This is a genomic window from Dyella sp. 01N448 (genome assembly GCF_056399225.1).
The window spans coordinates 48,220-74,862 of sequence record NZ_JBFTQX010000004.1 but is presented as its reverse complement, the minus strand read 5'-3'; the positions used below and the strand labels follow the sequence as shown (position 1 = coordinate 74,862).

Here is a 26,643-nt window from a genome sequence, read left to right as displayed (position 1 = left end):
CCGGCGCCATGACCCACGCCACCACCACCACCACGACCACTATTACCACCAGGTCGGGGTGGAGCTGCGTGCGCGAATAAGTTTCTGACGCAAACGGCCCCGCCCTCGATGAGGCGGGCCGGCGCACACTCCGACTCCCTCTGCGAGCACGGGCCATCCACAAGGAGAGGCCATCGTGAACGCTGTCGCAGCACCTTCGCTCGAACAACCGTCGTTACCGCCACATGCCATGGCGCTGCCGACGACCACCGCGCGCCAGCGCGTCCTCGCCGTGGGCCTGGTCGGTCCCGGCCGCGTCGGCAGCGCCTTGCTCGAGCAGCTGCGAACCGCCCAGCCGCGGCTTGCGCGTGCCGGATTGGAGCTGCGCTTATGCGCCGTGGCTGCCAGCCGCCGCATGTGGCTGGATGCGGACGATCCTGAGCTCAACGGTCGTCACGGCAGCGCGCAAACCTGGCGTCCGAGCAACCTCGACGAATTCGCCGCGCATCTGCGTGGCGACGATGGCCGCCATGCGCTGGTAATCGATTGCAGCGCCAGCGAAGCGGTGGCATCGCACTATGCCGAGTGGCTCGCTGCCGGCTTGCACGTGGTGACGCCGAACAAGCTGGCCAGCAGCGGCCCGCTGGCGCGACTGCAGGCGATCCGCGCCGCTTCCTTCAGCGGTGCCCGCTTCCGTTACGAAGCGACCGTGTGCGCCGGCCTGCCGGTGGTGCAGACGCTGCGCGACCTGCTCGACACCGGCGACGAATTGCTCGCGGTGGAAGGCATGTTCTCCGGCACGCTCGCATGGCTTTGCCATCGCTACGACGGCAGCCGCCCGTTTTCGGAGCTCGTGCGCGAAGCCCACGCCCTGGGCTATACCGAGCCCGATCCGCGCGATGATCTTTCCGGGCTGGACGTGGCGCGCAAACTGGTGATTCTTGCGCGCGAGGCGGGTTGGTCGCTCTCGCTGGAAGATGTGGACGTGCAGAGCCTGGTGCCGCGCGAGCTGGCCGAGGTGGCGGCCGATGAAGTGATGGACCAGCTGCATCTGCTCGACGCGCCGATGGCGCAGCAGGTGGCGCATGCCCAGGCCCAGGGCTGCGTGCTGCGCCATGTCGCCAGCCTCGACGCCAAAGGCCATGCCAGCGTGCGGCTGGCGCTGTTGCCGGCCTCGCATCCGTTCGCCCATACGCGGCTCACCGACAACATCGTACAGTTCACCACGCACCGCTATCGCGACAACCCGATGCTGGTGCAGGGTCCTGGCGCCGGGCCGGAAGTGACGGCGGCAGGCGTATTCGCCGATCTCCTGCGTATTGCCGAAACGCTGGAGGCGCGGTGATGAATGCACAACTGATCGATCCCATGCCCATTCCCCAGCGCGCGTTGAGCGCACAAGCCATGGCCTATGCCAGCGTCGGCAACGTCGCGGTCGGCTTCGACATTCTTGGCCATAGCGTGGCCGGCGCCGGCGACCGCGCCATCGTGCGTCGCATCGACGAGCCCACCGTGCGCATCGCCGCCATCCACGGGCGCGTGACCGATCTGCCGCTGGAGGCGAGCAGCAATACGGCGGGTGCGGCGCTGCTGTCGCTGCGCCGCGCGCTTGGCCTGCGCCATGGTTTTGAAGTGGAGTTGCACAAAGGCATCGCGCTGGGTTCGGGCATGGGTGGCTCGGCTGCCTCGTGCGTGGCCGCGCTGGTGGCCGCCAACGCCTTGCTCGAACGCCCGCTGCCGCGCGAAGCGCTCTATGGCTTCGCGCTCGACGGCGAGGCCGTGGCCAGCGGCAGCCGCCACGGCGACAACCTGGGGCCGATGCTCCTCGGCGGCCTGGTGCTGGCCACGCGCGATCGATTGCTGCGTTTGCCGGTGCCCGAAAACTGGTACTGCGCGCTGGTCCATCCGCACGCCGTGCTGGAAACCCGCAAGGCGCGCGCCGTGCTCGCCGATGGCTTCTCGCTGCACGACGTGGTGGCGCAACAGGCCAACCTCGCCCTGGTGCTTACCGGCCTTCATCGTGGCGACGCGGAGCTGGTGCGCGAAGGCCTCAAGGACGTGTTGGTGGAACCAAGGCGCGCGCCGCTGGTCCCAGGCTTCGCGCGCGTGAAACAGGCTGCCCTGGATCACCACGCGCTCGGCGCAAGTATTTCCGGCGCCGGTCCCAGCGTATTTGGCTGGTATGAGCGACGCGAGGACGCCGAGCGCGCTGCGGTGGCCATGTCGGCGGCGTTTGCCGACGAAGGCCTCGCCAGCGACGTGCTGGTGTCACCCATCAACGGACCGGCCGCCACGCTGGTCGACGAGGACGAGGCCGCATGAGCGAGCCGTTGCATTACCGCAGTACGCGCAGCGCGAAACACGCGGCGCGCATCGAGGAAGTCATCGCCGCGGGCCTGGCCCCCGATGGCGGGCTGTATGTACCCGAGGCCTTGCCGCAACGGGATGCGAGCGAATTCGATGCGAGCCAGACGCTGGCGCAGACCGCTGCCACGCTGCTGGATCCGTTTTTTCGCGGCTCCTCACTTGCCCATGAACTTCCGGCGATCTGCCGTGAAGCGCTCGACTTCGATACGCCGCTGCGACCGCTGGCGTATCGCGACGATGCCTCGGTGCTGGAACTTTTCCATGGACCGAGCGCCGCATTCAAGGACGTGGGCGCGCGCTTTCTGGCCGCCTGTTTCCGACGTCTGCGAGGTGATGCGCAGTCGCCGCTGACGATTCTTGTGGCAACTTCCGGCGACACCGGCGCTGCGGTGGCCGCCGCGTTCCATCGTCAACCCGGTGTGCGTGTGGTGATCCTCTATCCGGATGGCCGCGTGTCGCCACGCCAGGCGCACCAGCTCGGCTGCTTCGGCGACAACGTGCAGGCACTGCGCGTGGACGGCACGTTCGACGATTGCCAACGCATGGTGAAGGCCGCGCTCAACGACGGCTCGCTGCAGCAGCGTGTGCCGATGTCCTCGGCCAACAGCATCAGCCTCGGCCGCCTGCTGCCACAGATGAGCTACTACGCGCAGGCCTCGCTGAGCTGGTGGCATCGGCACCGCGCACCGCTCAACTTCATCGTACCCACCGGCAACCTCGGCAACGCGCTGGCCTGCGTGTGGGTGCGCGACATGGGATTGCCGGTCGGAGAAATCCACCTCGCCTGCAATGCCAACGCCACGCTCAGCGATTACTTCGACGGCTCGCCCTACTCGCCACGTCCGGCCGTCGCCACTCTGGCCAATGCGATGGATGTAGGCGCACCCAGCAATTTCGAGCGGCTGCGCTGGACCTATCCGCACGACCATGAGCTGCGCCTGCAGCTGCATGCGAGCAGCGTCGACGACGACGCGATCCGCGAAACCATCGTGCGGCACGCATGCGACCATGACGAGGTGTTCTGTCCGCATACGGCCACAGCGATGCATGTGCTCGATGGCATGGGTTCGACGGGGCTGCCTTGGGCGGTCGTCGCCACGGCGCATCCGGCCAAGTTCGACAGCGTGGTCGAGCCGTTGATCGGCCGTCAGCTGGACGTGCCGCCGGCTTTGGCGGCGATGTTGCAGCGTCCGGCGTATGCGGAGCCGATGGCGGCCAGCGACGATGCGTTGAAGTCGTGGCTGGATGGGCGGGTGGAAAGCGCTCGGGCGGCGGCCGGCTAAATAAGGGCCATGCCTATCCCTGTGGGAGCGCACCCTGTGCGCGACCGCGGCGCGATGTCGTCACCGCTCCGTGAGGTGGTCGCGCACAAGTGCGCTCCTACACGAGATCTGCGCACGCGGCCTGTCGTCGCCGCTCCGTCATCAGGCTGTCGCGCACAGGGTGCGCTCCCACAGTAAGCAGCCTGTTGTCAGGTATCCAGCACCGCGCCATGGGTTTCAATCACGCTCGCATAAAGCTTCGCCGTCGCCTTCGGCGTGCGTTTCTGCGTGGCGAAATCCACATGGTAGAGACCGAAGCGCTTGGCAAAACCCAGCGACCATTCGAGGTTGTCCAGCAACGACCACGCGTAATAGCCCTTGACGTTCACGCCTTGCTCGATGGCATGGTGCATCGCCTTGAGGTGCTCGCGCAGGTAGCTGCTGCGCAGCGGGTCTTGCACGATATCGCCCTCGGCCACGGGCGCGTCATAGAAAGCCGAACCGTTCTCGGTGACGTAGATGGGGATATCGCCGTAGCGATCCTTGAACCACGTGAACATGTCCGTGAAGCCCTGTGCATGCACTTCCCACCCTGTCTCCGTATACGTCGTGTTGGGCTGTTTCACCGGCACGGCTTTCAACGGATAGGCGTTCGGATCGTTCTTCACCACCGCACGCGTGTAGTAGTTGAGGCCGACAAAATCGACCTTCTGCTTGGTGAGCTTGAAGTCGTCTTCCGGGAAATCCGGCCAGGCAGGCCCAAAGATTTCCTTGAGCTCCGGCGGATAGCTGCCCAGCAGCGCGGGATCGGCGAACTGCTCGTTCATATAGGCATGCGCGCGGCGTGTGGCGGCGATGTCTTCCGGGCTGTTGGAGGCGGGATATTTCGGCTCGATATTGAACACCACGCCGATCTCGTGCTTGCCTTCCGCACGATATGCCTGGATGCCCGCACCGCTGGCGCGCATGAGATTGTGCGCGGCAATCGGCGCCTCGTACTTGCTGCGATGTCCCGGCGCCAGCGCGCCATGCAGGTAACCGCCATCGGTGACGACCCAGGGCTCGTTGAGCGTGGTCCAGCGCTTCACGCGGCCGTCCAGCGCCTTGTACATCACGCTGGCGTACTCGGCGAACCAGTGGGCGATATCACGATTGAGCCAGCCGCCACGGTCGTCCAGCGCCGCGGGCAAATCCCAGTGGAACAACGTGGCGTTGGGCTCGATGCCGTTTTCCAGCAACTCATCGACCAGGCGCGAATAGAAGTCCAAACCCTTCTGATTGATGCGACCGGTGCCTTCGGGCAAGACGCGCGCCCACGCAATGCTGAACCGGTAACCTTGCAGGCCGAGCGCGCGCATCAGCTGCACGTCATCCTTGTAGCGGTGGTAGTGATCGCAGGCGATGTCGCCGGTGTCGCCATTGGCCATCATGCCGGGCGTATGCGCGAAACGTTCCCAGATGCTCGGACCCGCGCCGTCGGCCAGGGGTGAGCCTTCGATCTGATAGGCCGAGGTCGCGGCGCCCCAATGGAAGCCTGGGGGAAAGCGATAGCTCTGGGTCATTGGAAAGAATCCCCTATGCCGCAGTGCGGCTTGATGTAAACGATTACATACTGAGAATAGCGGAGCGCGGCCGAGATGTGCACCGGTTGCATCCACATTCGTATACGGTGAGCCATGCAGCCGCCGGAAAGAAGGAGCGTCAGGCGTCGATGGCAACGGTGAATCTGGATCGCATCAGCAAGGTCTACTCCAACGGCCATATCGGTGTGGCCGAAGCAAGCTTCGATATCGCCGATGGCGAACTGCTTGTCCTGGTGGGCCCGTCGGGCTGCGGCAAGACCACGCTGCTGCGCATGATCGCGGGCCTGGAGTCGATTTCCTCCGGCACGCTGAGCATTGGCGGGCGCGTGGTGAACGAGGTCTCGCCGAAAGATCGCGACATCGCCATGGTGTTTCAGAACTACGCGCTGTATCCGCACATGACGGTGGCGGAGAACCTCGCCTTTGGCCTGCGCCTGCGCGGCAAGACCAAGGCGGAGATCGACCAGCGCGTCACGCAGGCTGCCAAACAGCTGGAAATCGAGCATCGCCTGACGTCGCTGCCGGCGGCGTTGTCCGGCGGCCAACGCCAGCGCGTGGCGCTGGGCCGCGCCCTGGTGCGCGAACCGAAGGTGTTTCTGCTGGACGAGCCGCTGTCCAACCTGGACGCCAAGCTGCGCCTGTCGATGCGCGTGGAAATCGCGCGCCTGCATCGCCAGCTCGGCGCCACCATGATTTATGTCACCCACGACCAGGTTGAAGCGATGACGCTGGGCCAGCGCATCGTGGTGCTCAACGGCGGGCAGATCCAGCAGATCGACACACCGATGGGGCTGTATGAAAAGCCCGCGAACCTGTTCGTGGCCGGTTTTCTTGGTTCGCCAGCGATGAATCTGCTGCGCGGTCCGCTGCGCCACGGCAACGGCTGGCAGCTCGACACGCCGCAAGGCAGCGTGCGATTGGGCGCGCTCGACGCGCAGACGCCCGAGCTGCTGCCGTGGATCGATCGCGAAGTGGTGATCGGCGTGCGTCCCGAAGATCTGCGTCCTGCGGGTGAAGCGAGCGCAACGCTGAGCGCCGTGCTGGAAGTGACCGAGCCGGTCGGCAACGAGATCTTCCTCAACCTGCGTCGCGGCGAGCAGTCGCTGGTTTCGCGCGTACCGCCCGGCGCGCTGCCCGAAGTCGGCAGCGTGATGCATTTCGAGCTGGCGCTTGATCGTCTGCATGTGTTCGACCCCCTCGCCGGCGCACGTATCGCCTGAGTGGACCATCACCCCTTCACGCTGCCCAGTAACAGTCCTTCGATGTAGTAGCGCTGCATCGCAAGGAACAAGGCAAGCACCGGTATCACGGTCACCACCGACCCGGCCATCATCAGCTCGCTGTCTTGCGCGTGCTCGCGCGAGAGCGAGGCCAATCCCAACGGCAGCGTGTAATGCTCCTGTCCGGTCAGCGCGATCAGCGGCCACATGAAATCGTTCCATGCGGTGAGAAAGGTGAAGATGGCCAGCGTCACCATGATCGGCTTGAGCAGCGGCAGCACGATCTGGCCGAAGATGCGCCACTCGCCCGCCCCGTCGATGCGCGCTGCTTCCAATAGCTCATCGGGAATGCCTCGTGCGTACTGGCGCACCAGGAAAATGCCGAAGGCGGTGGCCATCGCCGGCACGATTACCGCGCCGTAGCTGTTCACCATACCCATGTATTTCAGCATCAGGAACAAGGGCAGCATCGCCACCTGGGCCGGAATCACCAGCATGCCCAGCAGCACCTGGAACAGGCGTTCGCGTCCGGCGAAACGCAGTTTGGCAAAGGCATAACCGGCCATCACGTTGAAGGCGAGTGACAAGGCGGTGATCGCCGTCGATATCGCCAGGCTGTTGAACAGGTAGCGCCCCACGCCTGCGCGCAGGAACAGCACTTCGTAGTTGTGCCAGCTGGCATGCGCGGGCCACAGCGGCGGCGGCAGGTTGCTGGCCTCGCCCGGGCGCATGAACGACACCGAGAACATCCACAGCAGCGGAAACACCGCCACCAGCGTGCCGCCGATCAGCAAGCCGTAGATGACGGCTCGGGCGAAGCGCGGATTCATGCCGGCTCTCCGCGCCGGCCCACGCGCAACATCAGCGCGGTGACGACGAACATGATCACGAACAGCAGGAAGGCCACGGCCGAAGCGGTGCCGAAGTTCCACCATTTGAAGCCTTCGTTGTACATCAGGTACAGCACGCTGGTGGTGCTTTGCAGCGGGCCGCCTTCGGTCATTACATAAGGCTCGGCGAACAGCTGGAAATAGCCCGACACGGTGAGGATGCCCACCATCAGCAGGGTGGGCGCGAGCATGGGCAAGGTGATATGCCGGAACTGCTGCACCATCGAAGCGCCGTCGATGCGCGCCGCCTCGTAGAGGTCTCGCGGGATCGCCTGCAGACCGGCGAGGAAAATGATCATGTTGTAGCCGAAGTTTTTCCACACGGCGAACACGATGATCGACGGCATCGCCCAGTGCGGATCGCCCAGCCAGTCCACCGGGTGTATCCCGGCCAGACCCAGCGCGTAGTTCAACAAGCCGTACTTGGTGTTGAAGATGTAGCGCCACACCACCGCCACCGCGACGACCGTGGTGACGACCGGCGCGAACAGCGCGGTGCGGAACAAGGTCTTGAAGCGCACCAGCGGCGAGTTGAGCAGGAGCGCGGCGCCGAGCGAGACCATGATCGACAAGGGCACGCCGACGACCACGAAATACAGCGTATGCCCCAGTGCCGACCAGAACTTCGGCTGGTGCAGCAGATCCCAGTAATTGTTGAGCGCGACGAAGCGCAGGTGGCGGATATCCGCCAGGGCGTAGAGATCGTAGTCGGTGAGACTCAGTCCCAGCGCCGCCACTACGGGCAGCAGGAAGAACACGCCGAGCACCAGCAGTGCCGGCGCGAGAAACCACGAGGCGGCGCGCTGCCCATTCATGGCGAGGCCTCGGAAACGCGGGCGTGGTCGAGTATCCAGCGCCGTTTTTCGAGGATGCGATCGGCGCGGCGGTCGATTTCGGCAGCGGCCTGATCGATGGTCAACTCGCCCGCCACCGCCTGCGCGGCCACCAGCTGCATCTCGTTGGCGATCTGCTCCCATTCCGGCACGGGCGGGGTCGCCTTCACGTGTTCGAGCTGCTCGCGGAACGCCTGCACCTTGGGATCGGTACGCAGACTGCCGCCGTCCCAGGCGCTGCGCCGGGCCGGCATGTCGCCGAGCAGATCGTAGAAGCGCTGCTGCACGTCGGGGCGCGACAGGTATTCGATCAACGCCCACGCCTCATCCTTGTGCGCCGATCGGCGGAAGATCACCAGGCTGGAACCGCCTGCCGCACCTGTGCCGGCACCGTCGGGCCCGGGCAAGGGAGCGGTAGCCCATTCGTTCTCGCGGTCGGCGGGAAGACGCTGGCGGAACTCGCCGATGTTCCATGGACCGGAGAAATAGAACGCGTAGACGCCGCGCCCGAATTCTTCCCAGGGGTTGCCCGCTTCCACCGCGGTGATCGCCGGCGCCTGCTGCAAGCGGAACGTGTCCACATAAAACGCCAGCGCACGCTTGAAGCCGTCGCTGCGGAAATTGCCGTAGCGTCCACCGTCACGCAGCATCGATTCGGGCTGCTCCAGCGCCAGCGACATCAGCTGCTCGTATTCGTTGGTGGGCAGAAGAATGCCGTAGGTCCCCTTGCCCGGCTGGCTGAGCGCGGCGAGCATTTGTCGCCACTCGGCCCAGTTGCGCGGCGGTGCATCGAAGCCGGCGGCCTTCAACAGATCGCGGCGGTAGAACAACAGGCGCGTGTCGACATACCAAGGCACGCCGTAGAGCGCGCCGTCGATCAGGTTGGTCGACCAGATGTGGTCGAAGTAATCGTCGGGCTTTACCACCGTCGATGTCGCCACGCGTTGCTGCAATGGCGCCAGCGCCTGCAACGCGACGAACTCCGGCAGCCAGGTATTGCCGAGCTGGCTGAGGTCCGGCGTGGATCCGCCGGCAAACGCGGTGAGCAGCTTCTGATGTGCCGCGCTGAGCGGCAGCTGCTGCACCTTCACGTGAATGCCAGGATGCTCACGCTCGAACTCCGGCAGCAACTTCACCACCGCCTCGCCTTCGCGGCCGATGGTCCAGAAGGTGAGCGTGTGCGCGTCCTGCGAGGACGAGCAGCCCGCCAGCAGCAGCGCAGCGACGGACAGCAGGCGGCATGCCACCCGGCCCGTCGTTGCGTTGATGCGGCGAGACAGCTCAGGCATCGCTCATCGCTGCTTGGACTCCAGCCAGCCGCCGGTGAAGCCGGCGCGCTCCAGACCCTTGCGGACATACGGATTCTTGCGCATCACGTTCCATACAAAACCGCTGCGCCAGTTTTCAATCATCAACACGATGGGACCCTGGTCGATGCCGATCTGCTTGTCGTCCGCCCAACCCATGTTGGGCACGACGCGGCCTTCACTCGGCCTGGCGCCCGTATCGTAACTGGGGTTGAAGGCATCCACGAAACCGTACTTGCCATACACCGCGTCACCGTAGCGCTTCTTCATCTCCAATAGCGCCGGCACCACGATTTCCGGGGCAAACGCGATGGAGCCGATGGCGGCGGTGGGCGCGATGGTGCCGTCATCGGAAATGTAGTCGAGCCCGGCGCCACGTGCCGTATAGCCGTAGAACGCGCGCGTGCTGCCGTCGTCGCGTTTCACCACCGCGTCGCCCGGGCCGTTGCACGCGGTGAGGCCCCAGATGTTCTCGCCGTAGTCTTCCCAATGATTGGGATTGGCGATCGCATAGGAGCGCTGCGCGTAGGTCGCCTCGCGGCTGTTCTGGAAGTAGTCGGTGTTGTGATCCCGGCTCCAGGCATCCTGGATGCCACGGAAGTCGATCCAGCTGTGGCTGAACTGATGGCCGAACAGCGGCGCGAAGTTGAGGAAGGTGCGCCCCTGGAATTCCCCCCACTGCTTGGGATAGCTCTTGGCCCAGGCCTGCCACGCGTCATCGCTTACCGGATGCGTGGGCGATCCCATCGCCAGCACGTACACCATCATGCCTTCGTCGTAACCCTTCCAGTTGGCCGGGATGAACTTGCCGCCCGGCGTCCAGCCCATGCTGATCAACGGCGCCTTGGGCTGCATCCAGGTCCACTCGACGCGCTTGTAGATGGCGTCCGCCAGCTCGCGGATCTGCTTTTCCTTGGCGGAATGGCGATCGAAATACGTTTGCGCGAACAGCACGCCGCCGAGCAGCAGCGTGGTGTCCACGCTCGACAGCTCGACGCCGCGCCCATAGCGCTTGCCGGTCTTCATGTCGAGGAAGTGGTAGAAGAAGCCGTGATAGCCGCTGGCGTCGTCTTCGCTGTCGTTCTGCGTCGCGTCGTTGAAGAAGCGCAGCGTGGCCAGCGTGCGATCCGCCGCTTGCTCGCGCGTTACATAGCCGCGCTCCGCACCCACGCCATAGGCGGTCAGGCCGAAACCCACCGAGGCGATGCTGGCGAACGACTCGCCCGGCCAATGATCGGGAATCAATCCCGTCTTCGGATCGGCGCTGTCCCAGAACCACTGGAACGTGCGCTGTTCCAGTTCATCGATGGCGGCGCGCTGGTCTTTGGGAAGCGCGTTGTACTTGAGCCCGGCGGCGGCATCCGACGCAGGGGCCGCCCAGGCAGTGCCGATGGCGAGCGTGAGAGCGCCGACCAGGACGGCGCGAAGGAGAGGCTTGATCATGATCGGCTGCTCTTTAAAGAGAGGCCCGCAATATGCGGGCCTCGAAGTGCCGTCATCATGACGGCCATGGGGGGTGCCACTTAGAAGTTGATACCTGCAGTGACCTTGAGCGTACGCGGGTAACCCGTGATATCGCCCGTGGGGTTGTAGATCACCTGACGCTTGTTGAGCACACCATTGTTGCCGATGGTCTCGATGTAGTTGACGTAGTTGTTCCAGTTGAACGCATTGAGCAGGTCGATGCGCACATAGGCGTTGAGGTTTCCGTAGACCTTGAAGTTCTTGGTCGCCTGGAAGTCGATGTCGCGGTAACCGAACACCTTGCCACCGATCAGGAACTTGCCTTCGCCCGGCGGACGGACCGCAAAGTTCAGGCAGCCGCCGCCGTTGGTGAAGCCGCTGTCGTAGCCTGGCGCGGGTGCGCCATAGCAGGACAGGCCCAGATCGGGTACCGGGGTGGCCAGCGTCAGCTTGCTGCCGAACACGAAGCCCCACGGGCCGTCGAGCGAGCCGGTCGCCACCAGGCGATGCTTGGCGACGCCCGGAGCCGCCGAGTACGGATAGTTGCCGATCTTCTCGTAGTCAAACGCGTACTGGTCGGTCGGGTCGTTGTTGTCGTTGTTCTGCACGGCGTTCGTGTAGGTGTACGCGAACGAAGCGCTCCAGTGCGAATCCACCGTATAGGGCTTTTCGGCAGAGATCAGGAACTGGTTGGTCTTGGTCTGCAGGCCGTTGTTGCCGATGATCAGCGTGCCGTAACCCGGGATGCCGAAGCTCCACGGCTGGCTGCCGCCACCCCAGAAGGTGCCGTCCGGACGACGGTTGCCCAGCGTATAGACGATGCCGTCGTGGCTCTTGATGTTCACGAAGGCGACGCTGGTGTTCCACTCGCCGATCTTGTTGCGCATGCCGATGCTCAGCTGATCGGAATACGGCGCCTTGAGGTTGTTGTTGATCATGTCAACTTCCTTGCCCGCGTTGCTGTTGGCAACGAGCGCTTGCAGGGCAGGAATGCTCAGGTAGGCCGGGTTCCATGCCAGGCAGGTGGCGCTGGGCGTGCACGGCTGCGATGGCGTGTTGAAGAACAGCGTGGGCTGCGACAGCACCGACTTGGTCTCTTCGACCTGCAGCGATTCGTACAGGTTGCGATCGTACGAGCGGCCCCAGCCGCCGAAGATCACATGCTCTTCGTCGCCGAACAGATCGTTGGAGAAGCCCAGGCGCGGCTGGATTTCGTTCTTCTTCGCCTTGCGGTTGTTGCCGTTGCTGATGTAGTCGTTGATGTTCACGCCGCCCAGGGCGAGCGACTGCGCATAGGTCTGGCCCGCCGGTCCGTTCGGATCCTGCGAATTGAGCGCGGACACCACGCCAGCCGGCGTCTGGTAGTCGAGGTACGAAGGCGTCTTCTCATAATCCCAGCGCACGCCCAGGTTGAACGTCCAGTGGTCGTCGACCTGCCAGTCATCCTGGATGTACGTGCCGAACTGCTGGTCACGGCTGGTCGCCACCGGGCTCTGGCCCGGCGTCGGGTTGCCGAACTGCACCTTGTACGGAATCGACTCGGTGCCGTTTGGACCCACCGCATAGGTGTACAGCGCGTTGGTGTCGCCCGCGTCCTGCGCGGTCAGCTTCACCGACTTGAACTTCACGCCCATCTTGATCACGTGGTCGCCATGCCACTGGATGTCGTTGAGGGTGAAATCGTCGGAGATGGCCGGGCCCTTCTGGCCCTTGTTCTGATACGACAGCGGCGAGGAGCCGTCCACGAGCAGCGTGGAGTTCTGGTCGCTGGCGTCGGTGTACGACGCGCCGTAGCCCGTGGTGATGGGCGTGGGGTTGTACTGGGCGTCTTCGTACGTGGCCTGCAGGCGGTTGAACCAGCTGTCGGTGCTGTGATCCCAACGCAGGTCGAAGCGCTTGTCGGTGTTGCGCGTATTGAGCGAGGCATTGGCCGTGCTGTTGCCGCCGATACCGCTGATGGCGGTTTCGTCACGGTACTTGCCGCTCACTTCGATGCGGTCGCGGTCGGTCGGCTCCCAGTCCACCTTGCCGAACCAGTTGTTCTCCTTGAACGGCAGGTTGGCCGGGCCGATGCCGGCCTGCGCGCTCGCCGGCAGGTTTGCCCACAGGGCGGAGTTGCCCGTGGGTACCACGGTGATGGGGCTGTTGAATTCCTTGCCTTCATAGGCAAGGTAGAAATGCGCCTGATCCTTGAGGATGGGGCCGCCGATGTCGAAGCCGTAATCCTTCTCTTTGGAATCGACTTTCTTGTTGTTCGCCTGCTCAGAAGGCGTCTCTGCGCGCATGGCCGTGTTGGTGAAGCTGCCGAACACGTCGCCGTGGAACTCATTGGTGCCCGACTTGGTTTCGGCCGTCACCGCAGCGCTGGAGAGCTGGTCGTACTCGGCCTTGTAGTTGGACGTGATGACCTTGTACTCGGCCACCGCCAGCTGCGGGAACGGATTGCCCTGGCTGTTGTTCTGGCCGGTGACGCCGCCGGGCAGCACGTAGTTCTTCTGGCCCACGCCGTCGATATAGACGTTGATGTTGGAGCTGGCCTGCGCGCCCGAACGAAGGCTGGTGTTGCCGTTGGCGTCGCGCGTGAACACCATGCCCGGCACGGTGTCGGCGAATTCGAGGAAGTTGCGCGACGCAGCCGGCGTGGTTTCGATTTGGCGCAGGGACACCAGCTGGCCCACTTCGGAGGTCTTCACTTCCTCCAGCGTGGTGGCCGACACCGTCACGCCACCCAGGTTCTGCGCATTGGCTTCGGCCGGAGTCGCTGCAGCGGCCTGCTGCGCCGTGAGGTTCAGGGTGAAGGTGGAAGCCACCGTCACCGTCACCGTGCGCGCGGTGCCCGGACCGGCATCCACCTGATAGGTGCCCGGCGGCAGACCGACCAGCGCGAAGCTGCCGTCCTTGTCCGAATGCGTGCGGCGGGTAGCGCCCGTGGCGGTGTTCTTGGCCACCACGTCGACATCGGCGGGAGCCTGGCCACGAATGTTCGCATCCGAGCTCTGCGCCCACGAGATGGCCGGCGCGGAAGAAGCCATCGCGAGGGCAATGGCGGTAGCTAGTAAACGTTTACTTTTTTGGCGTTGAATATTCATAAGGTGTCTCCCCTCCCACAAAAGGCCGCCGCTCAGACGAGCGCCGGAGGCTGTTTCGTTGCTACGTTGGTCTGATGAGCTCCGCACGAATCGCGCACGACGACGTCGCAACGCAAAGTGCGGCTGTTGGAGCCGGTGTGCCCCTTGCCTTCCATGAGCTCGGTGAGCAGGAGCAGTGCGCTCTTGCCCAAATCTGCAATGCTGACGCCCACGGTGCTGAGCGAAGGCGAAACGTACCGTGCGATCAGGATGTCGTCGAAACCGGCCAACGCGATGTCCTCGGGGACTTTCACGCCAGCCTCTTTGAATGCCATCAGGCACCCCACCGCCGTCATATCGTTGGCAGCGAACACGGCACGCGGACGCGTCGCCTGCGCCAGTATTTCCTGGCCGGCCCGATAACCCGATTCCTCGGTGAAGTCGCCGGCAATGATGTTGAGCGTGGCCTTGGGCGCGTGCCTGGCCATCGCCGCGCGATAGCCTTTCTCGCGCTCTTGCGCGTCGTAGTTGCCGGCCGGGCCAGTGATGAAGGCCACCGATTCGTGGCCGGCATCGAGCAGATGCTTCACCATCGCCTGGGCGCCGGCGATGTTGTCGATGTTGATCGACGGATAACGCGCATGGTCGACCGGGCTGTCCAGCAGCACGGCCGGCAGGTCCGAGGGCAGGTTCCGGTCAAGGAACGGGCCATCGACGAATTCGGAAAGAATGATCATGCCGTCCACGCGGCCACGCATGGTGCGCACCGCCACCGCCGCGTCTTCCACGCCGTCGTGCGAGCTGGATACGAGCAGATGCAGGCCCTTGGCGCGTGCCGCCAGATCGATGCCGCGGATCAGTTCGGAGAAGAACTCACCGTACAGGTCGGGCAGCACCGCCCCGATCGTGTGGGTGCGGCCGGTGATCAGGCTGCGCGCGGCAGAATCGGGAACGTAGTGCAGATGAGCCGCCGCCTTGCGCACGGCATTTTGCGTTTCCGTCGTGACCCCGCCCAGGCCATTGAGCACACGGGACACCGACGCGATCGAGACTTTCGCCTCCCGCGCCACATCCTTGATGGTGGCCTTCTTGGTGGTCACATCGGCTCCTAGGACAGGGCGGCAGGGGATTCCCCGGCGGCGCTGCGGCGGAACGTAAACGTTTTCATGGAAACTTGTAAAGCCACCATTTCGGGCTTTTTTCGCTGCGCTGCAATACTTTCAAGCATAAAAACTTGCGAGCCGGGGACACAGCAACGCTGCCGCCTAGGCCGTCGGCCATATGGCGTCGCAACATCGAACGCTAAAATTTCGGTGGGGAACCAGACACGGTTGTGAACGAACCGTCAGCCTGCCGTAGCTTTGCGATGCGCAAACATCCATGGCCATAGCGCCGGCGAGTCGTAGGTCGGCACCCAGGAACCATGGTTCACACCGGGAAATTCGGTGTAACGCACTTCATCGCCGGCGCGGGTAAGCGCCTTGTTCATGGCCCGCGAATCGGCCGGCGGTACCTGGTCGTCGATCGCGCCATGGAAGATCCACATCGGCGTCGGCCTCACCCGGTTCGCCACCCAGGCGTAGGGATCGGCACCACTGGGCACGCCGTAGACCTTCAGTTCGGGCATGTCGTCGAGCCCGAGGATGCCGCCGCACACGGGCGCGGCAGCAGCGAACATGCCCGGATGATCGACCGCCAGCTGCCACACGCCATAACCGCCCATCGAGAGGCCGGTCAGGTAGAGCCGCGATCGATCGCCGTGATAGGTCGCGATGCTCTGCTCGAGAGCGGCCACGGCGGCGCGCTCCACTTCACCGCTCCACACCGTGTCGTCGGGCGCCTGGGGCGCCACCACCACGGCAGGAAATTCATCGCCATGTTTGGCCAGCCACGGCGGCAGGCCCTGCTTGAGCTGGGCTTCGTTGTCGTTGCCGCGCTCGCCGCTGCCGTGCAGGAACAACACCACCGGCCACGGGCGATCCGCCGTCCAGCCGGTGGGCACGAACACCTGGAAGGGATAGCGGTGACCATCCACCGTCACTTCGCTGGCGACGAAATGCGCGTCAGCGGCGTGCGTCGATCCGGCCAGGCCAAGCAGCAGCGAGGCTGCCATCCATCCCACGCGCTTCATCAGCATGTTCGTACTCTCCGTCAGTCGATGCCCGGAGAGTACAGACCCTTCGACGGATCAGGCCAGAGCAGCAAGAACCTGCTCCGTGGACCGCACGCGACCCAGGCGCGGGAAGATGTGCTCCACCGCGAAACGATGATGCGCGGCATCGCCCGAGCTCATGGCGTCTTCCACCAGCACCTGGTTGAAGCCCAGCTCGAAGGCCTGGCGAGCGGTGGATTCCACGCCGATATTGGTGGAAATGCCGGCCAGCACGATCTGCGTGATGCCGCGACGGCGCAGCTGCAACTCCAGTTCGGTGCCGTAGAACGCGCCCCACTGGCGCTTGGTGATGTGCAGGTCGCCCTCGGCCACGGCCAGTTCATCGGCGTAGTCCCACCAGTTGTCCGGCAGGGTGAAGTTGCGTGCAGGCTCGTCCGTCAGCGGACGCAACATGTCGCCGGCGTCGGCCGACCAGCCCACGCGCACCAGCGCCACGGGCGCCTTCAACTCGCGAAAACGCGCCGCCAGGCGACCGGCACGCTGAAAGACTTCAGCGCTCGCATGGGGGCCCGCGCCAAACGGGGCAATGCCCTTCTGCAGGTCGATCAGGACGAGCGCGGTGGTGCGGGGATCAAGCTTTTCCATGGGAGAACTCCAGCGATGTGCAGGGATCAGGCAGGGATTGCGCCGGCATCAACGTACAATCGACCCTGTTCGGGCCGCGCCCATGCGCCGGCTTTCAAGACTATTATGTGAGGACAGCCTCACATTGGAGTTTATGAGGATGTCCTCGCAAAACACAAGCCAGGGGGCGCGAGCGCCCAGCCGTCGCCGGGGCCACGAACGCGTGGCGGCGCTGCTTTCTGCGGCATCGGATTGCTTCGTCGAAAAAGGTTTCGATGCCACCACCATGACCGAGATCGCGGCTCGCGCTCAGGCCTCGATCGGCTCGCTCTATCAGTTTTTCCCTACCAAGGAGGCCGTTGCCGAGGCGCTGATCACCCAGCATGCCAACGGACTGAACGAGCGCATGGAGACCCTGGTCGCGCAAACGCCGAACTGGTCGACGGAGGAACTTGCGGCGCGGCTGATCCGCGCGTTCGCCGATTACCGCAAGCAGCATCCGGCCTTCGCCACCCTGGTCGAGGCCGCCGGTTCGCTGCCCTCGATGCTGGGCCGCACCATTCGCCAGCGCATGCGCGATTATTTGAGTCAGATTATCGCCATTCACGCGCCAGGGATTGCCGCAGGCGAGCTACGTCCGGCGGCGATGGTGGTGCAGCAATTCATGAAGGCCGCTGTCGCGCTCGAAAGCGAGCAACCGGCGAACCTGCGCAAGGCCGCGCAAAACCAGCTGCAGCAAGCACTTTCGCTCTATCTGCGAGAACTCGCGTCGCGCTGATTGCGGCGACAACTGTGTCGCACGTGCAACACGTGCGTAGGACGTCCAGCCATCTGGACGTCCGAATGCCTAACTCGACACGCGATTTAAACATTTTCAAAAGAAACTGTTGACAACCCGTCGGACGGGCCATTAGGTTCGTCTGCATGTCGCAGCGCAACAGCCATGACCGCATTGCCGAACCGATCCGTCCCCCGACGGTCGCCGGCCTGCTGCGACTTCGCACCAACCTCCTTCTTGCCCTTGTACTCGTACTCCTTATTACCAACGGAGGTGCGGGCTGAGGGCGTGTGTCCAGGTAACTAGAAAGACCACCTGAATACGACCAAAGAACCCCGCACCCGGTAACGGATGCGGGGTTTTTTGTTGCCCAAGGCGTGTGCCCATGGAGCCAGCGATGAACCCCGATAACACCCCGCCCCAGAGCGGCAACAGCGAGAACAGCGACGTGGGCGACGTAGCCGCCGAACGCCTGCGCATTTTCGATACGACCCTGCGCGATGGCGAGCAGGCACCCGGCTTTTCGATGGATCGCCGGGCCAAACTCCGCATGGCGCATGCGCTCGAGGCGCTGGGTGTGGACATCATCGAGGCCGGCTTCCCCAGCGCCTCGCCGGACGATTTCGCCTCGGTCGCGGAGATCGCCCGGGTGCTGCGCGGCCCTACCGTATGCGGCCTGGCACGCTGCCACGACAACGACATCGACGCCTGCGGCCGCGCGCTGGAAGTGGCGCGCCACGGACGCATCCACCTGTTCCTGTCCACCAGCCCGCTGCATCGCGAGCACAAGCTCAACATGAGCAAGCAGCAGGTGATCGACACGGCCTGCGCCGCCATCGAGCGGGCCAAAAAGCTGTGCCACGAGGTGGAGTTCTCCGCCGAAGACGCCATGCGCACCGAACCGGAGTACCTGGTCGAGGTGTTCAGCGCGGCCATCGCCGCCGGCGCCACCACGGTGAACGTGCCCGATACCGTCGGCTACACCACGCCCATCGAAATGGCCGAGCGCATCACCTACCTGCGCCAGCACGTGCGCGGGGCGGACCAGGTGATCTTCTCCACTCACTGCCACGACGACCTGGGCATGGCGGTCGCCAACAGTCTCGCCGGTGTTGCCGCCGGTGCGCGCCAGGTCGAATGCACCATCAACGGCATCGGCGAGCGCGCCGGTAACGCCTCGATGGAAGAAGTGGTGATGGCGTTGCGTGTGCGCGCTGCCTACTTCGGCGTGGATACCGGCATCGACGCGCGCAAGCTCTATCCCACCTCGCGCCTGCTGACCCAGCTGACCGGCCAAGCCGTCGCGCGCAACAAGGCCGTGGTCGGCGACAACGCGTTCGCGCACGAGTCCGGCATCCATCAGCACGGCATGCTCAAGCATCGCGGCACGTACGAAATCATGCGTCCGCAAGACGTGGGCATGGGCGAGACGCGACTGGTGCTGGGCAAGCACTCGGGCCGCCATGCGCTGCGCCAGCGTCTGCAGAGCCTGGGCCACGAGGTGGAAGAGGCCGCAATGGACAGCATCTTCGCGCGCTTCAAGGCGCTGGCCGACAAGAAGCGCGAAGTGCACGACCAGGACCTGGAAGCGATCGCGCTGGGCATGGATCCGGAAGCCACCGGCCCCTGGCGCATCGTGCAGCTCAACACCAACTCTCATCTGGGCGGCAGCGCGTCGGCCTCGGTGAAGCTCACCCATGACAGCGGCCATGAAGTGGGTGAAGCGGCGATCGGCGACGGCCCGGTCGATGCCGTGCTGCGTGCCATCGAGCGCGCTACCGGCACCTCGCTCGACGTCACCCAGTTCCAGGTGCGCGCCGTGAGCGAGGGCGGCGACGCGCAAGGCCAGGCCCAACTCACTGCGCGCCACGCCGAGCGCGACTGGCGTGGCTCCGGCGTAAGCACCGACATCATCGAAGCGACCGCACATGCCGCGCTCGCCATCGTCAACCGCATCGAACGACAACAACCCGTGTCGCCACGGGCTGCGGTCGCGAGCCTGTGAAACCGAGGAGCACCAAATGACGACGCCCTTCCTCTGGCACAACGGCCAGATCAAACCCTGGACCGAGGCTACGGTCCACGTCAGCACCCACGCGCTGCACTACGGCTCCTCGGTATTCGAAGGCGAGCGCGTATATGCGACGCCGCAGGGCCCGGCCTATTTCCGCCTCGCCGATCACACGCGCCGCCTGTTCGAATCGGCGCGCATCTACGAGATCGAGATCGGCTACAGCGAAGACGAGATCAACGCGGCCTGCCATGAAGTGATCCGCGCCAATCGCATGAAGTCGGCCTATGTGCGCCCCATCGTGTTCCGCGGCGCAGGCGGCCTGGGCGTGCTGCCGAAGACCGATTCGCCGGTGGACGTGGCGATCATGGCGCTGGAATGGGGCGCGTATCTCGGCGAAGCACTGGAGCACGGTGCCGACGTGTGCGTGTCCTCCTGGCAGCGCCCCGCACCGAACACCTTTCCCAGCTGGGCCAAGGCCGGCGGCAATTACCTCAGCAGCCAGCTGATCGCGCTCGAGGCGCGTCGCGGCGGCTACGCCGAAGGCATCGCGCTGGGTCATAACGGCCTGCTGAGCGAAGGCGCGGGCGAAAACCTGTTCCTGGTGAAGAACAACAAACTGCTCACGCCACCGACCAGCGCGGGCATCCTCGCCGGCATCACCCGCGAGTCGGTGATCACGCTGGCCGGCGAACTGGGCATCGTGGTGGAAGAACGCGACCTGCCGCGCGAAGCGCTATACACCGCCGACGAGATCTTCATGACCGGCACCGCGGCGGAAATCACGCCAGTGCGTTCGGTCGATCGCAAGCCGGTGGGTGCAGGACGTCCGGGCGACGTCACACGCGCACTGCAGAAGGCGTTCTTTGGCTTGTTTGATGGCACCACAGCTGACCAGTGGGGCTGGCTCACGCCCGTCCAGATCGAAGCAGCGCAGGAGGCTGCGTAATGGCAAAGACATTGTTTGAAAAAGTGTGGGACGCCCATGTCGTCGCCGCTGAAAGCGCCGACACCCCCGCAATCCTCTACGTCGATCTGCACCTGGTGCATGAAGTCACCTCGCCGCAGGCCTTCAGCGAACTGCGCGAGCGCGGTCTGAAGCTGCGTCGCCCCGATCGCATGCTGGCAACGCTCGATCACTCCACGCCCACCCTGCCCGCCGGCGCCGACGGCGAGCGTCCCTACGCGAACGCCGAAGCCAAGGCGCAGGTGTCGCAGCTGGAAACCAATTGCCGCGAATTCGGCGTTGAACTACACGGCTGGAACAGCAGCGATCGCGGCATCGTGCATGTGTTCGGCCCGGAACTGGGTGCGACCCAACCCGGCATGACCATCGTCTGCGGCGACAGCCACACCTCCACCCACGGTGCGTTCGGTGCGCTGGCATTCGGCATCGGCACCACGGAAGTCGGTCACGTGATGGCCACGCAGTGCCTGCTTCAGCGCAAGGCGAAAACGCTGGCCATCCATGTGGACGGTCATCTGTCCGCGGGCGTAGGTGCGAAGGACCTGATCCTGCACATCATCGGCGAGATCGGCGTGGACGGTGGCACTGGCTACGTCATCGAATATCGCGGCGACGCCATCGAGCAGCTGTCGATGGAAGAGCGCATGACGGTGTGCAATATGTCGATCGAAGCGGGCGCACGTGCAGGCATGATCGCGCCCGACGAAACGACATTCGCCTGGCTGAAGGGCCGTCCCCGTTCGCCGCAGGGCGCCGCCTGGGACGAAGCCGTCGCACGCTGGAAGTCGCTGCGCACGGACGATGGCGCCGAGTACGACCGCGAAGTGCGCATCGACGCGAGCAAGGTGCGTCCCACCGTCACCTATGGCACGCATCCGGGCATGGCCATCGCGATGGACAAGCCGGTTCCCGCGGCACGCAATGCTCAGGAAAAGCGCGCGCTGGATTACATGAAGGCCGAGGCCGGCAAGCCGATGCAGGGCACGCCGGTCGACGTGGTCTTCGTCGGTAGCTGTACGAACTCGCGCCTTTCGGATCTGCGCGAGGCCGCTCACGTACTGCGCGGTCGTCGCGTCGCCGATGGTGTGCGCATGCTGGTGGTGCCGGGTTCCGAAGCGGTGCGCCGCGACGCGGAGAACGAAGGCTTGCATCACGTATTCACCGCTGCAGGTGCCGAGTGGCGTGAGCCCGGTTGCTCGATGTGCATCGCCATGAATGGCGACTTCGCGCAGCCGGGACAGTTGGTGGTGAGCACCTCAAACCGCAACTTTGAAGGTCGCCAGGGCAAGGGCGCGCGCACGGTTCTGGCGAGTCCGGCCACGGCGGCAGCATCGGCCGTCGCGGGGCGCATTGCCGATCCGCGTGAGTATGCGACGGAGGTGGCCGCATGAAGGGGCGAGCTTTTCTTCCTCTCCCCTCCGGGGAGAGGACTGAGGTGAGGGGTCACTCTTGCCTCGGTCAAACATCAGAGCGCGCTTCGATGTGCGTTCCCGCGAGCACCCGCCCCTCATCCGCCCCTTCGGGGCACCTTCTCCCCGGAGGGGAGAAGGGACTTTGTCCTTCGGAGGTTTTTTAATGCGCCCGATCACCCGCCTCCACTCCCGCACCGCCGTGCTGCCGGACGAGAACATCGACACCGACCGCATCATCCCCGCGCGCTTCCTCACCACCACCGAGCGCGCCGGCCTGGGCAAGCTGTGCTTCAACGACTGGCGCTATCAGGCCGACGGCAGCGACAACCCGGCCTTCCCGCTCAATCAGCCACAGGCGAAAGGCTGCTCGATCCTCATCGCCGGCCGCAATTTCGGTTGCGGCTCCTCGCGCGAACACGCGCCGTGGGCGCTGCTCGACTACGGCATCCAGGCGGTGCTGTGCAGCGAGATCGCCGACATCTTCCGCAACAACGCGCTGAAGAACGGCCTGCTTGCCATCGTGCTGGACGAAGCCGAACACCGCTGGCTGCTGGAACACCCGGGCATCGAGCTGTCCATCGACGTGAAGGAACAAGTGATCGCCCTGCCCGACGGCGGCCATATCCATTTTCAGCTCGAAGCATTTGCCCGCCACTGCCTGCTCAACGGCGTGGACCAGCTTGGGTACCTGCAGCAACACAGCGACGCCATCACCGCCTACGAACAACGCACGGAGAAAGCTGCATGAGAGCGCACATCGTCACCCTGCCCGGCGACGGCGTCGGCCCCGAGGTCACTGCAGCGGCCGTGGCCGTGCTCGATGCCGTGGCAGCGCACTACGACCATCACTTCCATTTTGAAGAACACCAGATTGGCGGTTGCGCCATCGATGCCACCGGCGAGCCATTGCCCAAGGCCTCCCTGGAAGCCTGCAAGGCCGCCGACGCGGTGTTGCTCGGTGCGGTCGGTGGCCCGAAGTGGTCCGACCCGAGTGCACCGGTGCGTCCCGAGCAGGGTCTGCTGGCGCTGCGTGCCGCGCTGGGCGTCTACGCCAACCTGCGACCGCTGCAGGTGCATCCCGCGCTGGCCGAGCTGTCGCCGCTGAAGAACGAAAAGCTGAAAAACGTCGACGTGCTGTTCGTACGCGAACTCACCGGCGGCGCGTACTTCGGTGCCAAGACACGCACCATCGACACCGCCATCGACGAATGCAAGTACACCGTGGCTGAAGTCGAGCGCGTGACGCGTCGCGCATTCCAGCTGGCACGGGAACGCCGCAAGCACGTCACCTCGGTGGACAAGGCCAACGTGCTGGAAACCTCGCGCTTGTGGCGCAGCACCGTGCAGCGCATCGCCGGTGAATTTCCCGATGTGAAGCTGGAACACCAGCTGGTCGATTCGATGGCCATGCTGTTGCTGACCCAGCCTGGCAAGTACGACGTGGTGGTCACCGAGAACCTGTTCGGCGACATCCTCACCGATGAAGCCGCCGCGCTGGCCGGCTCGCTGGGCCTGCTGCCTTCGGCGTCGCTGGGCGAAGGCAAGGGTGGACTGTATGAGCCCATCCACGGCTCCGCGCCGGATATCGCCGGCCAGGGCGTGGCCAATCCGATTGGCGCCATTCTTTCCACCGCGATGCTGCTGCGCCATTCGCTGGGGCTGGAAGAAGAAGCGACTACGGTGGAAGCGGCCGTGGCCGAAGTGCTGGAGCACGGTCCGCATACCCGCGACATCGGCGGCGACGCCGGCACGCAGCAGGTATTGGAAGCGGTGTTGGCCGCCATCGACGAACACGCCTGCAACGCGGCAGCTTTTCTTCGCTGGGGCCGCGCCTGTGGCTGAGTCATTCGAGCATCTCTCAAGGAACACGCATGCGCAGTGATCTGATCAAGACCGGCCCCGACCGTGCCCCCGCGCGCGCCATGCTCCGCGCCACCGGCCTGGACGACGAAGCGATTGCCAGGCCGCTGGTGGCCGTCGTGCACACCTGGTCCAACGTGAGCCCGTGCAACCTCAATCTGCGCGAACTGGCCGAACATGTCGCCGACGGCATTCGCGCTGCGGGCGGCACGCCGGTGGAATTCAACACCATCGCCGTGACCGACGGCATCGCCATGGGCACGCCCGGCATGCGCGCCTCGCTGATCAGCCGAGAGGTGATCACCGACTCCATCGAGCTGGCCGTCGATGGCCACTGCCTTGACGCGATGGTGGTGCTGTGCGGTTGCGACAAGACCATTCCTGCCGCTGCGATGGCGATGGCGCGACTCAATATCCCGGCCGTCGCGATGTACGGCGGCACGATTGCGCACGGCACCCACGACAACCATCCGATCACCATCCAGCAGGTGTTCGAAGCAGTCGGTGCGCACGGCGCGGGCAAGATCAGCGATGCCGAACTGACTTCAGTGGAGCGCGATGCCTGCCCCGGCGCCGGTGCATGCGGCGGGCAGTTCACTGCCAACACGATGGCGATGGTGCTCTCCACGCTGGGCTTGTCGCCGCTGGGCTTCAATGACATCCCCGCCACACATCCAGCGAAGGCAGTGGCCGCACGCCGCTGCGGCGAGCTGGTGATGGAGTGCCTAAAAGAAAACCGCACGCCACGCGAACTGCTCACCGAAACCGCGTTCCGCAATGCCGCGCGCATGGTCGCAGCCACGGCCGGTTCCACCAACGCTGTGCTGCACCTGCTCGCCATCGCACGTGAAGCGGGTACGCCGTGGACGCTGGAGGATTTCGAGCCTGCATCGAAACACACCCCGGTGATCGCAGATCTGTTGCCTGGCGGCCGCTACACCGCGGTCGAGATGTTCGGGGCCGGCGGCAGCGCACGCGTGGCGGAAGAACTGATTGCCGCGGGCATGCTGATCGACGCACCCACCGTCACCGGTCGCAGCCTGTTCGATGAAGTCGCTGCGGCACCGCGAGCTGAAACGCAGGACGTGGTGCATCCGGTGTCAAAGCCGCTGAAGCCGCGCGGCGGCTATTCCATCCTCTACGGCAATCTCGCGCCGGACGGTTGCATCCTCAAACTCGCCGGCAAGGGCGCCAACCACTTCGAGGGACGCGCCCGCGTGTTCGAAAGCGAAGAGCAGGCGTTTGCCGCCGTTCAGGGCGGCAGCATCGAGAAGGGCGACGTCATCGTGATCCGCAATGAAGGCCCGGCGGGTGGCCCAGGCATGCGCGAGATGCTGGGCGTGACGGCGGCGCTGATCGGCCGCGGCCTGGGCGACGACGTGGCCTTGATCACCGATGGTCGCTTCTCCGGCGCCACCCACGGCTACATGGTCGGCCATATCGCACCGGAAGCGGCGCGCGGCGGCCCGATTGCGCTGCTGCACGAAGGCGATCGCATCCGCATCGACGCCGAAACGCGCCAGATCAGCACCACCGCCGATCTCGCCTCCCGTCGCGCCAGCTGGCAACCGCCTGCGCCCAAGGTCACGCGCGGCGCCATGGCCAAGTACGTCGCCCTGGTGGGCTCCGCGTCTGAAGGAGCCACCACGCAACCCATCGCATCACGCAGTCCATCCGCCTCTGTTTCCCGACACGTCAACGAAGACACGAACGCAGGAGTCACCGCATGAGCAACAACAACGACACGCTGGCCAAGGCCCGCATCGCCGTCCTGGGCTTTGGCAGCCAGGGCCGCGCCCACGCACTCAACCTGCGCGACTCCGGTCTCGACGTGGTGGTTGGCCTGCGCAAGGGTGGCCCCTCGTGGGAGAAAGCCCGCGCCGAAGGTTTCACCGTGGCTGAGCCGGGCGATGCCGTGAAGGACGCCGACCTGGTCGCCGTGCTCACGCCGGACATGGTGCAGCCGCAGCTATATCGCGAGCACATCGAGCCGAACATCAAGCCGGGCGCAGCGTTACTGTTTGCGCACGGTTTCAACGTGCACTTCAAGCAGATCGATCCGCGCGCCGACATCGACGTGATCCTGGTGGCGCCCAAGGGCCCGGGCGCGCTGGTGCGTCGCGAGTATGAAATCGGTCGCGGCGTGCCCAGCATCTGGGCCGTGCACCAGGACGTCAGCGGCCAGGCGGAAGCCCGCGCCAAGGCGTATGCCGATGGCATCGGCGGTGGTCGCGCGCTGCTGATCAAGACGGACTTCAAGGAAGAGACCGAGACCGATCTGTTCGGCGAACAGGCGGTGCTTTGCGGCGGTGCCAGCTCCCTGGTACAGGCTGGTTTTGAAACGCTGGTCGAAGCCGGTTACCAGCCGGAAATCGCCTATTACGAAGTGCTGCACGAACTGAAGCTGATCGTGGATCTGTTCTACGAGGGCGGCATTTCACGCATGCTGGAGTTCGTCTCCGAAACCGCGCAGTACGGCGACTACGTGAGCGGCCCGCGCGTGATCGATGCCGGCACCAAGGCGCGCATGAAGGACGTGCTCACCGATATCCAGGACGGCACCTTCGCGCGCAACTGGATCGCCGAATACCAGGCCGGCCTGCCGAACTACAAGAAGTTCAAGCAGGCGGACCTGGAGCATCCGGTGGAACAGGTCGGCGCCAAGCTGCGTGCTCGCATGCCGTGGCTGCAGGCGAATGCGCCCAAGCCCTCGGCTGAGCCGCTCAAGAAAGTAGGTTGATATTTGGCCGCTGCGGCTGATGCCGCAGCGGCATGCTGGTTGTTGTTCGACTTGAGAGGGGCGCTTATCCCGCAAGCATGCAAGACCCTTCCTGGCCCTCCCCCGATGATTTGGGGGAGGGCACTTTTCCAACCAACTCGATCCGCCGAAGCATCGGCGAATCTG

General features: G+C 64.8%; 21 protein-coding genes. 12 read left to right on the top strand and 9 right to left on the bottom strand.

What is annotated here, in order from left to right; all coding sequences use genetic code 11:
* The first annotated feature begins 229 nt into the window (after nucleotides 1-229).
* The 3 genes from AC1DKY_RS08785 to thrC are packed head-to-tail and all read left to right on the top strand — an operon-like array spanning nucleotide 230 to nucleotide 3,629.
* Entirely contained in the window at nucleotides 230-1,324 is a 1,095-nt protein-coding gene (locus AC1DKY_RS08785) for a homoserine dehydrogenase family protein (RefSeq protein ID WP_441602917.1), read from the top strand.
* Nucleotides 1,324-2,301: a homoserine kinase gene (locus tag AC1DKY_RS08780; protein WP_441602757.1), complete on the top strand. Its 978-nt coding sequence runs from the start codon at nucleotides 1,324-1,326 to the stop codon at nucleotides 2,299-2,301. Before AC1DKY_RS08785 ends, AC1DKY_RS08780 begins: the two co-directional genes overlap by 1 nt.
* Nucleotides 2,298-3,629: a threonine synthase gene (gene thrC, locus AC1DKY_RS08775; RefSeq protein ID WP_477179900.1), complete on the top strand. Its 1,332-nt coding sequence runs from the start codon at nucleotides 2,298-2,300 to the stop codon at nucleotides 3,627-3,629. Before AC1DKY_RS08780 ends, thrC begins: the two co-directional genes overlap by 4 nt.
* Before the next feature lie 188 nt (nucleotides 3,630-3,817).
* Here the strand turns inward: thrC and AC1DKY_RS08770 are convergent, their stop codons facing one another.
* Nucleotides 3,818-5,170, bottom strand: coding sequence for a GH1 family beta-glucosidase (locus AC1DKY_RS08770; protein ID WP_441602755.1), 1,353 nt, complete (start codon nucleotides 5,168-5,170; stop codon nucleotides 3,818-3,820).
* Between the two features lie 149 nt (nucleotides 5,171-5,319).
* Between AC1DKY_RS08770 and AC1DKY_RS08765 the strand changes: the two genes are divergently transcribed.
* Entirely contained in the window at nucleotides 5,320-6,411 is a 1,092-nt protein-coding gene (locus AC1DKY_RS08765) for an ABC transporter ATP-binding protein (RefSeq protein WP_441602754.1), read from the top strand.
* 8 nt (nucleotides 6,412-6,419) lie between these two features.
* On the opposite strand, the gene AC1DKY_RS08760 is transcribed toward AC1DKY_RS08765, so the two are convergent.
* The 8 genes from AC1DKY_RS08760 to AC1DKY_RS08725 all read right to left on the bottom strand — a co-directional run bounded on the left by AC1DKY_RS08760 (nucleotide 6,420) and on the right by AC1DKY_RS08725 (nucleotide 16,731).
* On the bottom strand, nucleotides 6,420-7,241 hold the full coding sequence (locus AC1DKY_RS08760) for a carbohydrate ABC transporter permease (RefSeq protein ID WP_441602753.1): 822 nt from the start codon (nucleotides 7,239-7,241) through the stop codon (nucleotides 6,420-6,422).
* Nucleotides 7,238-8,116 carry a carbohydrate ABC transporter permease gene (locus tag AC1DKY_RS08755; protein ID WP_441602752.1) on the bottom strand — a complete coding sequence of 293 codons (879 nt, stop codon included), beginning with the start codon at nucleotides 8,114-8,116 and terminating at the stop codon, nucleotides 7,238-7,240. The genes AC1DKY_RS08760 and AC1DKY_RS08755 overlap by 4 nt, the downstream gene beginning before the upstream one ends.
* Complete coding sequence (locus AC1DKY_RS08750) at nucleotides 8,113-9,423, bottom strand: sugar ABC transporter substrate-binding protein (protein WP_441602751.1); 1,311 nt, start codon at nucleotides 9,421-9,423, stop codon at nucleotides 8,113-8,115. Before AC1DKY_RS08750 ends, AC1DKY_RS08755 begins: the two co-directional genes overlap by 4 nt.
* A gap of 3 nt (nucleotides 9,424-9,426) precedes the next feature.
* The gene (locus tag AC1DKY_RS08745; RefSeq protein ID WP_441602750.1) at nucleotides 9,427-10,884 is read right to left on the bottom strand and encodes a glucoamylase family protein; all 1,458 of its coding nucleotides are present in this window, start codon (nucleotides 10,882-10,884) and stop codon (nucleotides 9,427-9,429) included.
* An 80-nt stretch (nucleotides 10,885-10,964) separates the two neighbouring features.
* Nucleotides 10,965-13,994 (bottom strand): TonB-dependent receptor, encoded by a 3,030-nt coding sequence (locus tag AC1DKY_RS08740; RefSeq protein ID WP_441602749.1) that lies wholly within the window; start codon nucleotides 13,992-13,994, stop codon nucleotides 10,965-10,967.
* Between the two features lie 32 nt (nucleotides 13,995-14,026).
* Complete coding sequence (locus tag AC1DKY_RS08735; RefSeq protein ID WP_441602748.1) at nucleotides 14,027-15,073, bottom strand: LacI family DNA-binding transcriptional regulator; 1,047 nt, start codon at nucleotides 15,071-15,073, stop codon at nucleotides 14,027-14,029.
* A gap of 245 nt (nucleotides 15,074-15,318) precedes the next feature.
* Nucleotides 15,319-16,110, bottom strand: a complete 792-nt coding sequence (locus tag AC1DKY_RS08730; protein ID WP_441602747.1) for a carboxylesterase family protein — start codon at nucleotides 16,108-16,110, stop codon at nucleotides 15,319-15,321.
* A gap of 51 nt (nucleotides 16,111-16,161) precedes the next feature.
* The gene (locus AC1DKY_RS08725; protein WP_441602746.1) at nucleotides 16,162-16,731 is read right to left on the bottom strand and encodes a hydrolase; all 570 of its coding nucleotides are present in this window, start codon (nucleotides 16,729-16,731) and stop codon (nucleotides 16,162-16,164) included.
* Nucleotides 16,732-16,933: 202 nt separating this feature from the next.
* Here AC1DKY_RS08725 and AC1DKY_RS08720 point away from each other — a divergent pair, with 202 nt between their 5' ends.
* The 8 genes from AC1DKY_RS08720 (at nucleotide 16,934) to ilvC (ending at nucleotide 26,478) form a co-directional block, all read left to right on the top strand.
* On the top strand, nucleotides 16,934-17,488 hold the full coding sequence (locus tag AC1DKY_RS08720; protein ID WP_441602745.1) for a TetR/AcrR family transcriptional regulator: 555 nt from the start codon (nucleotides 16,934-16,936) through the stop codon (nucleotides 17,486-17,488).
* 397 nt (nucleotides 17,489-17,885) lie between these two features.
* On the top strand, nucleotides 17,886-19,493 hold the full coding sequence (locus AC1DKY_RS08715) for a 2-isopropylmalate synthase (protein ID WP_441602744.1): 1,608 nt from the start codon (nucleotides 17,886-17,888) through the stop codon (nucleotides 19,491-19,493).
* A gap of 16 nt (nucleotides 19,494-19,509) precedes the next feature.
* Complete coding sequence (locus AC1DKY_RS08710) at nucleotides 19,510-20,448, top strand: branched-chain amino acid transaminase (protein WP_441602743.1); 939 nt, start codon at nucleotides 19,510-19,512, stop codon at nucleotides 20,446-20,448.
* Nucleotides 20,448-21,857: a 3-isopropylmalate dehydratase large subunit gene (gene leuC / locus AC1DKY_RS08705; protein ID WP_441602742.1), complete on the top strand. Its 1,410-nt coding sequence runs from the start codon at nucleotides 20,448-20,450 to the stop codon at nucleotides 21,855-21,857. The genes AC1DKY_RS08710 and leuC overlap by 1 nt, the downstream gene beginning before the upstream one ends.
* A gap of 184 nt (nucleotides 21,858-22,041) precedes the next feature.
* Nucleotides 22,042-22,626, top strand: a complete 585-nt coding sequence (leuD, locus tag AC1DKY_RS08700) for a 3-isopropylmalate dehydratase small subunit (RefSeq protein ID WP_441602741.1) — start codon at nucleotides 22,042-22,044, stop codon at nucleotides 22,624-22,626.
* Entirely contained in the window at nucleotides 22,623-23,720 is a 1,098-nt protein-coding gene (leuB, locus tag AC1DKY_RS08695; protein ID WP_441602740.1) for a 3-isopropylmalate dehydrogenase, read from the top strand. Before leuD ends, leuB begins: the two co-directional genes overlap by 4 nt.
* A gap of 29 nt (nucleotides 23,721-23,749) precedes the next feature.
* Nucleotides 23,750-25,468 carry a dihydroxy-acid dehydratase gene (ilvD, locus tag AC1DKY_RS08690; protein ID WP_441602739.1) on the top strand — a complete coding sequence of 573 codons (1,719 nt, stop codon included), beginning with the start codon at nucleotides 23,750-23,752 and terminating at the stop codon, nucleotides 25,466-25,468.
* Nucleotides 25,465-26,478: a ketol-acid reductoisomerase gene (gene ilvC / locus AC1DKY_RS08685; protein ID WP_441602738.1), complete on the top strand. Its 1,014-nt coding sequence runs from the start codon at nucleotides 25,465-25,467 to the stop codon at nucleotides 26,476-26,478. The genes ilvD and ilvC overlap by 4 nt, the downstream gene beginning before the upstream one ends.
* Nucleotides 26,479-26,643 lie beyond the last annotated feature (165 nt).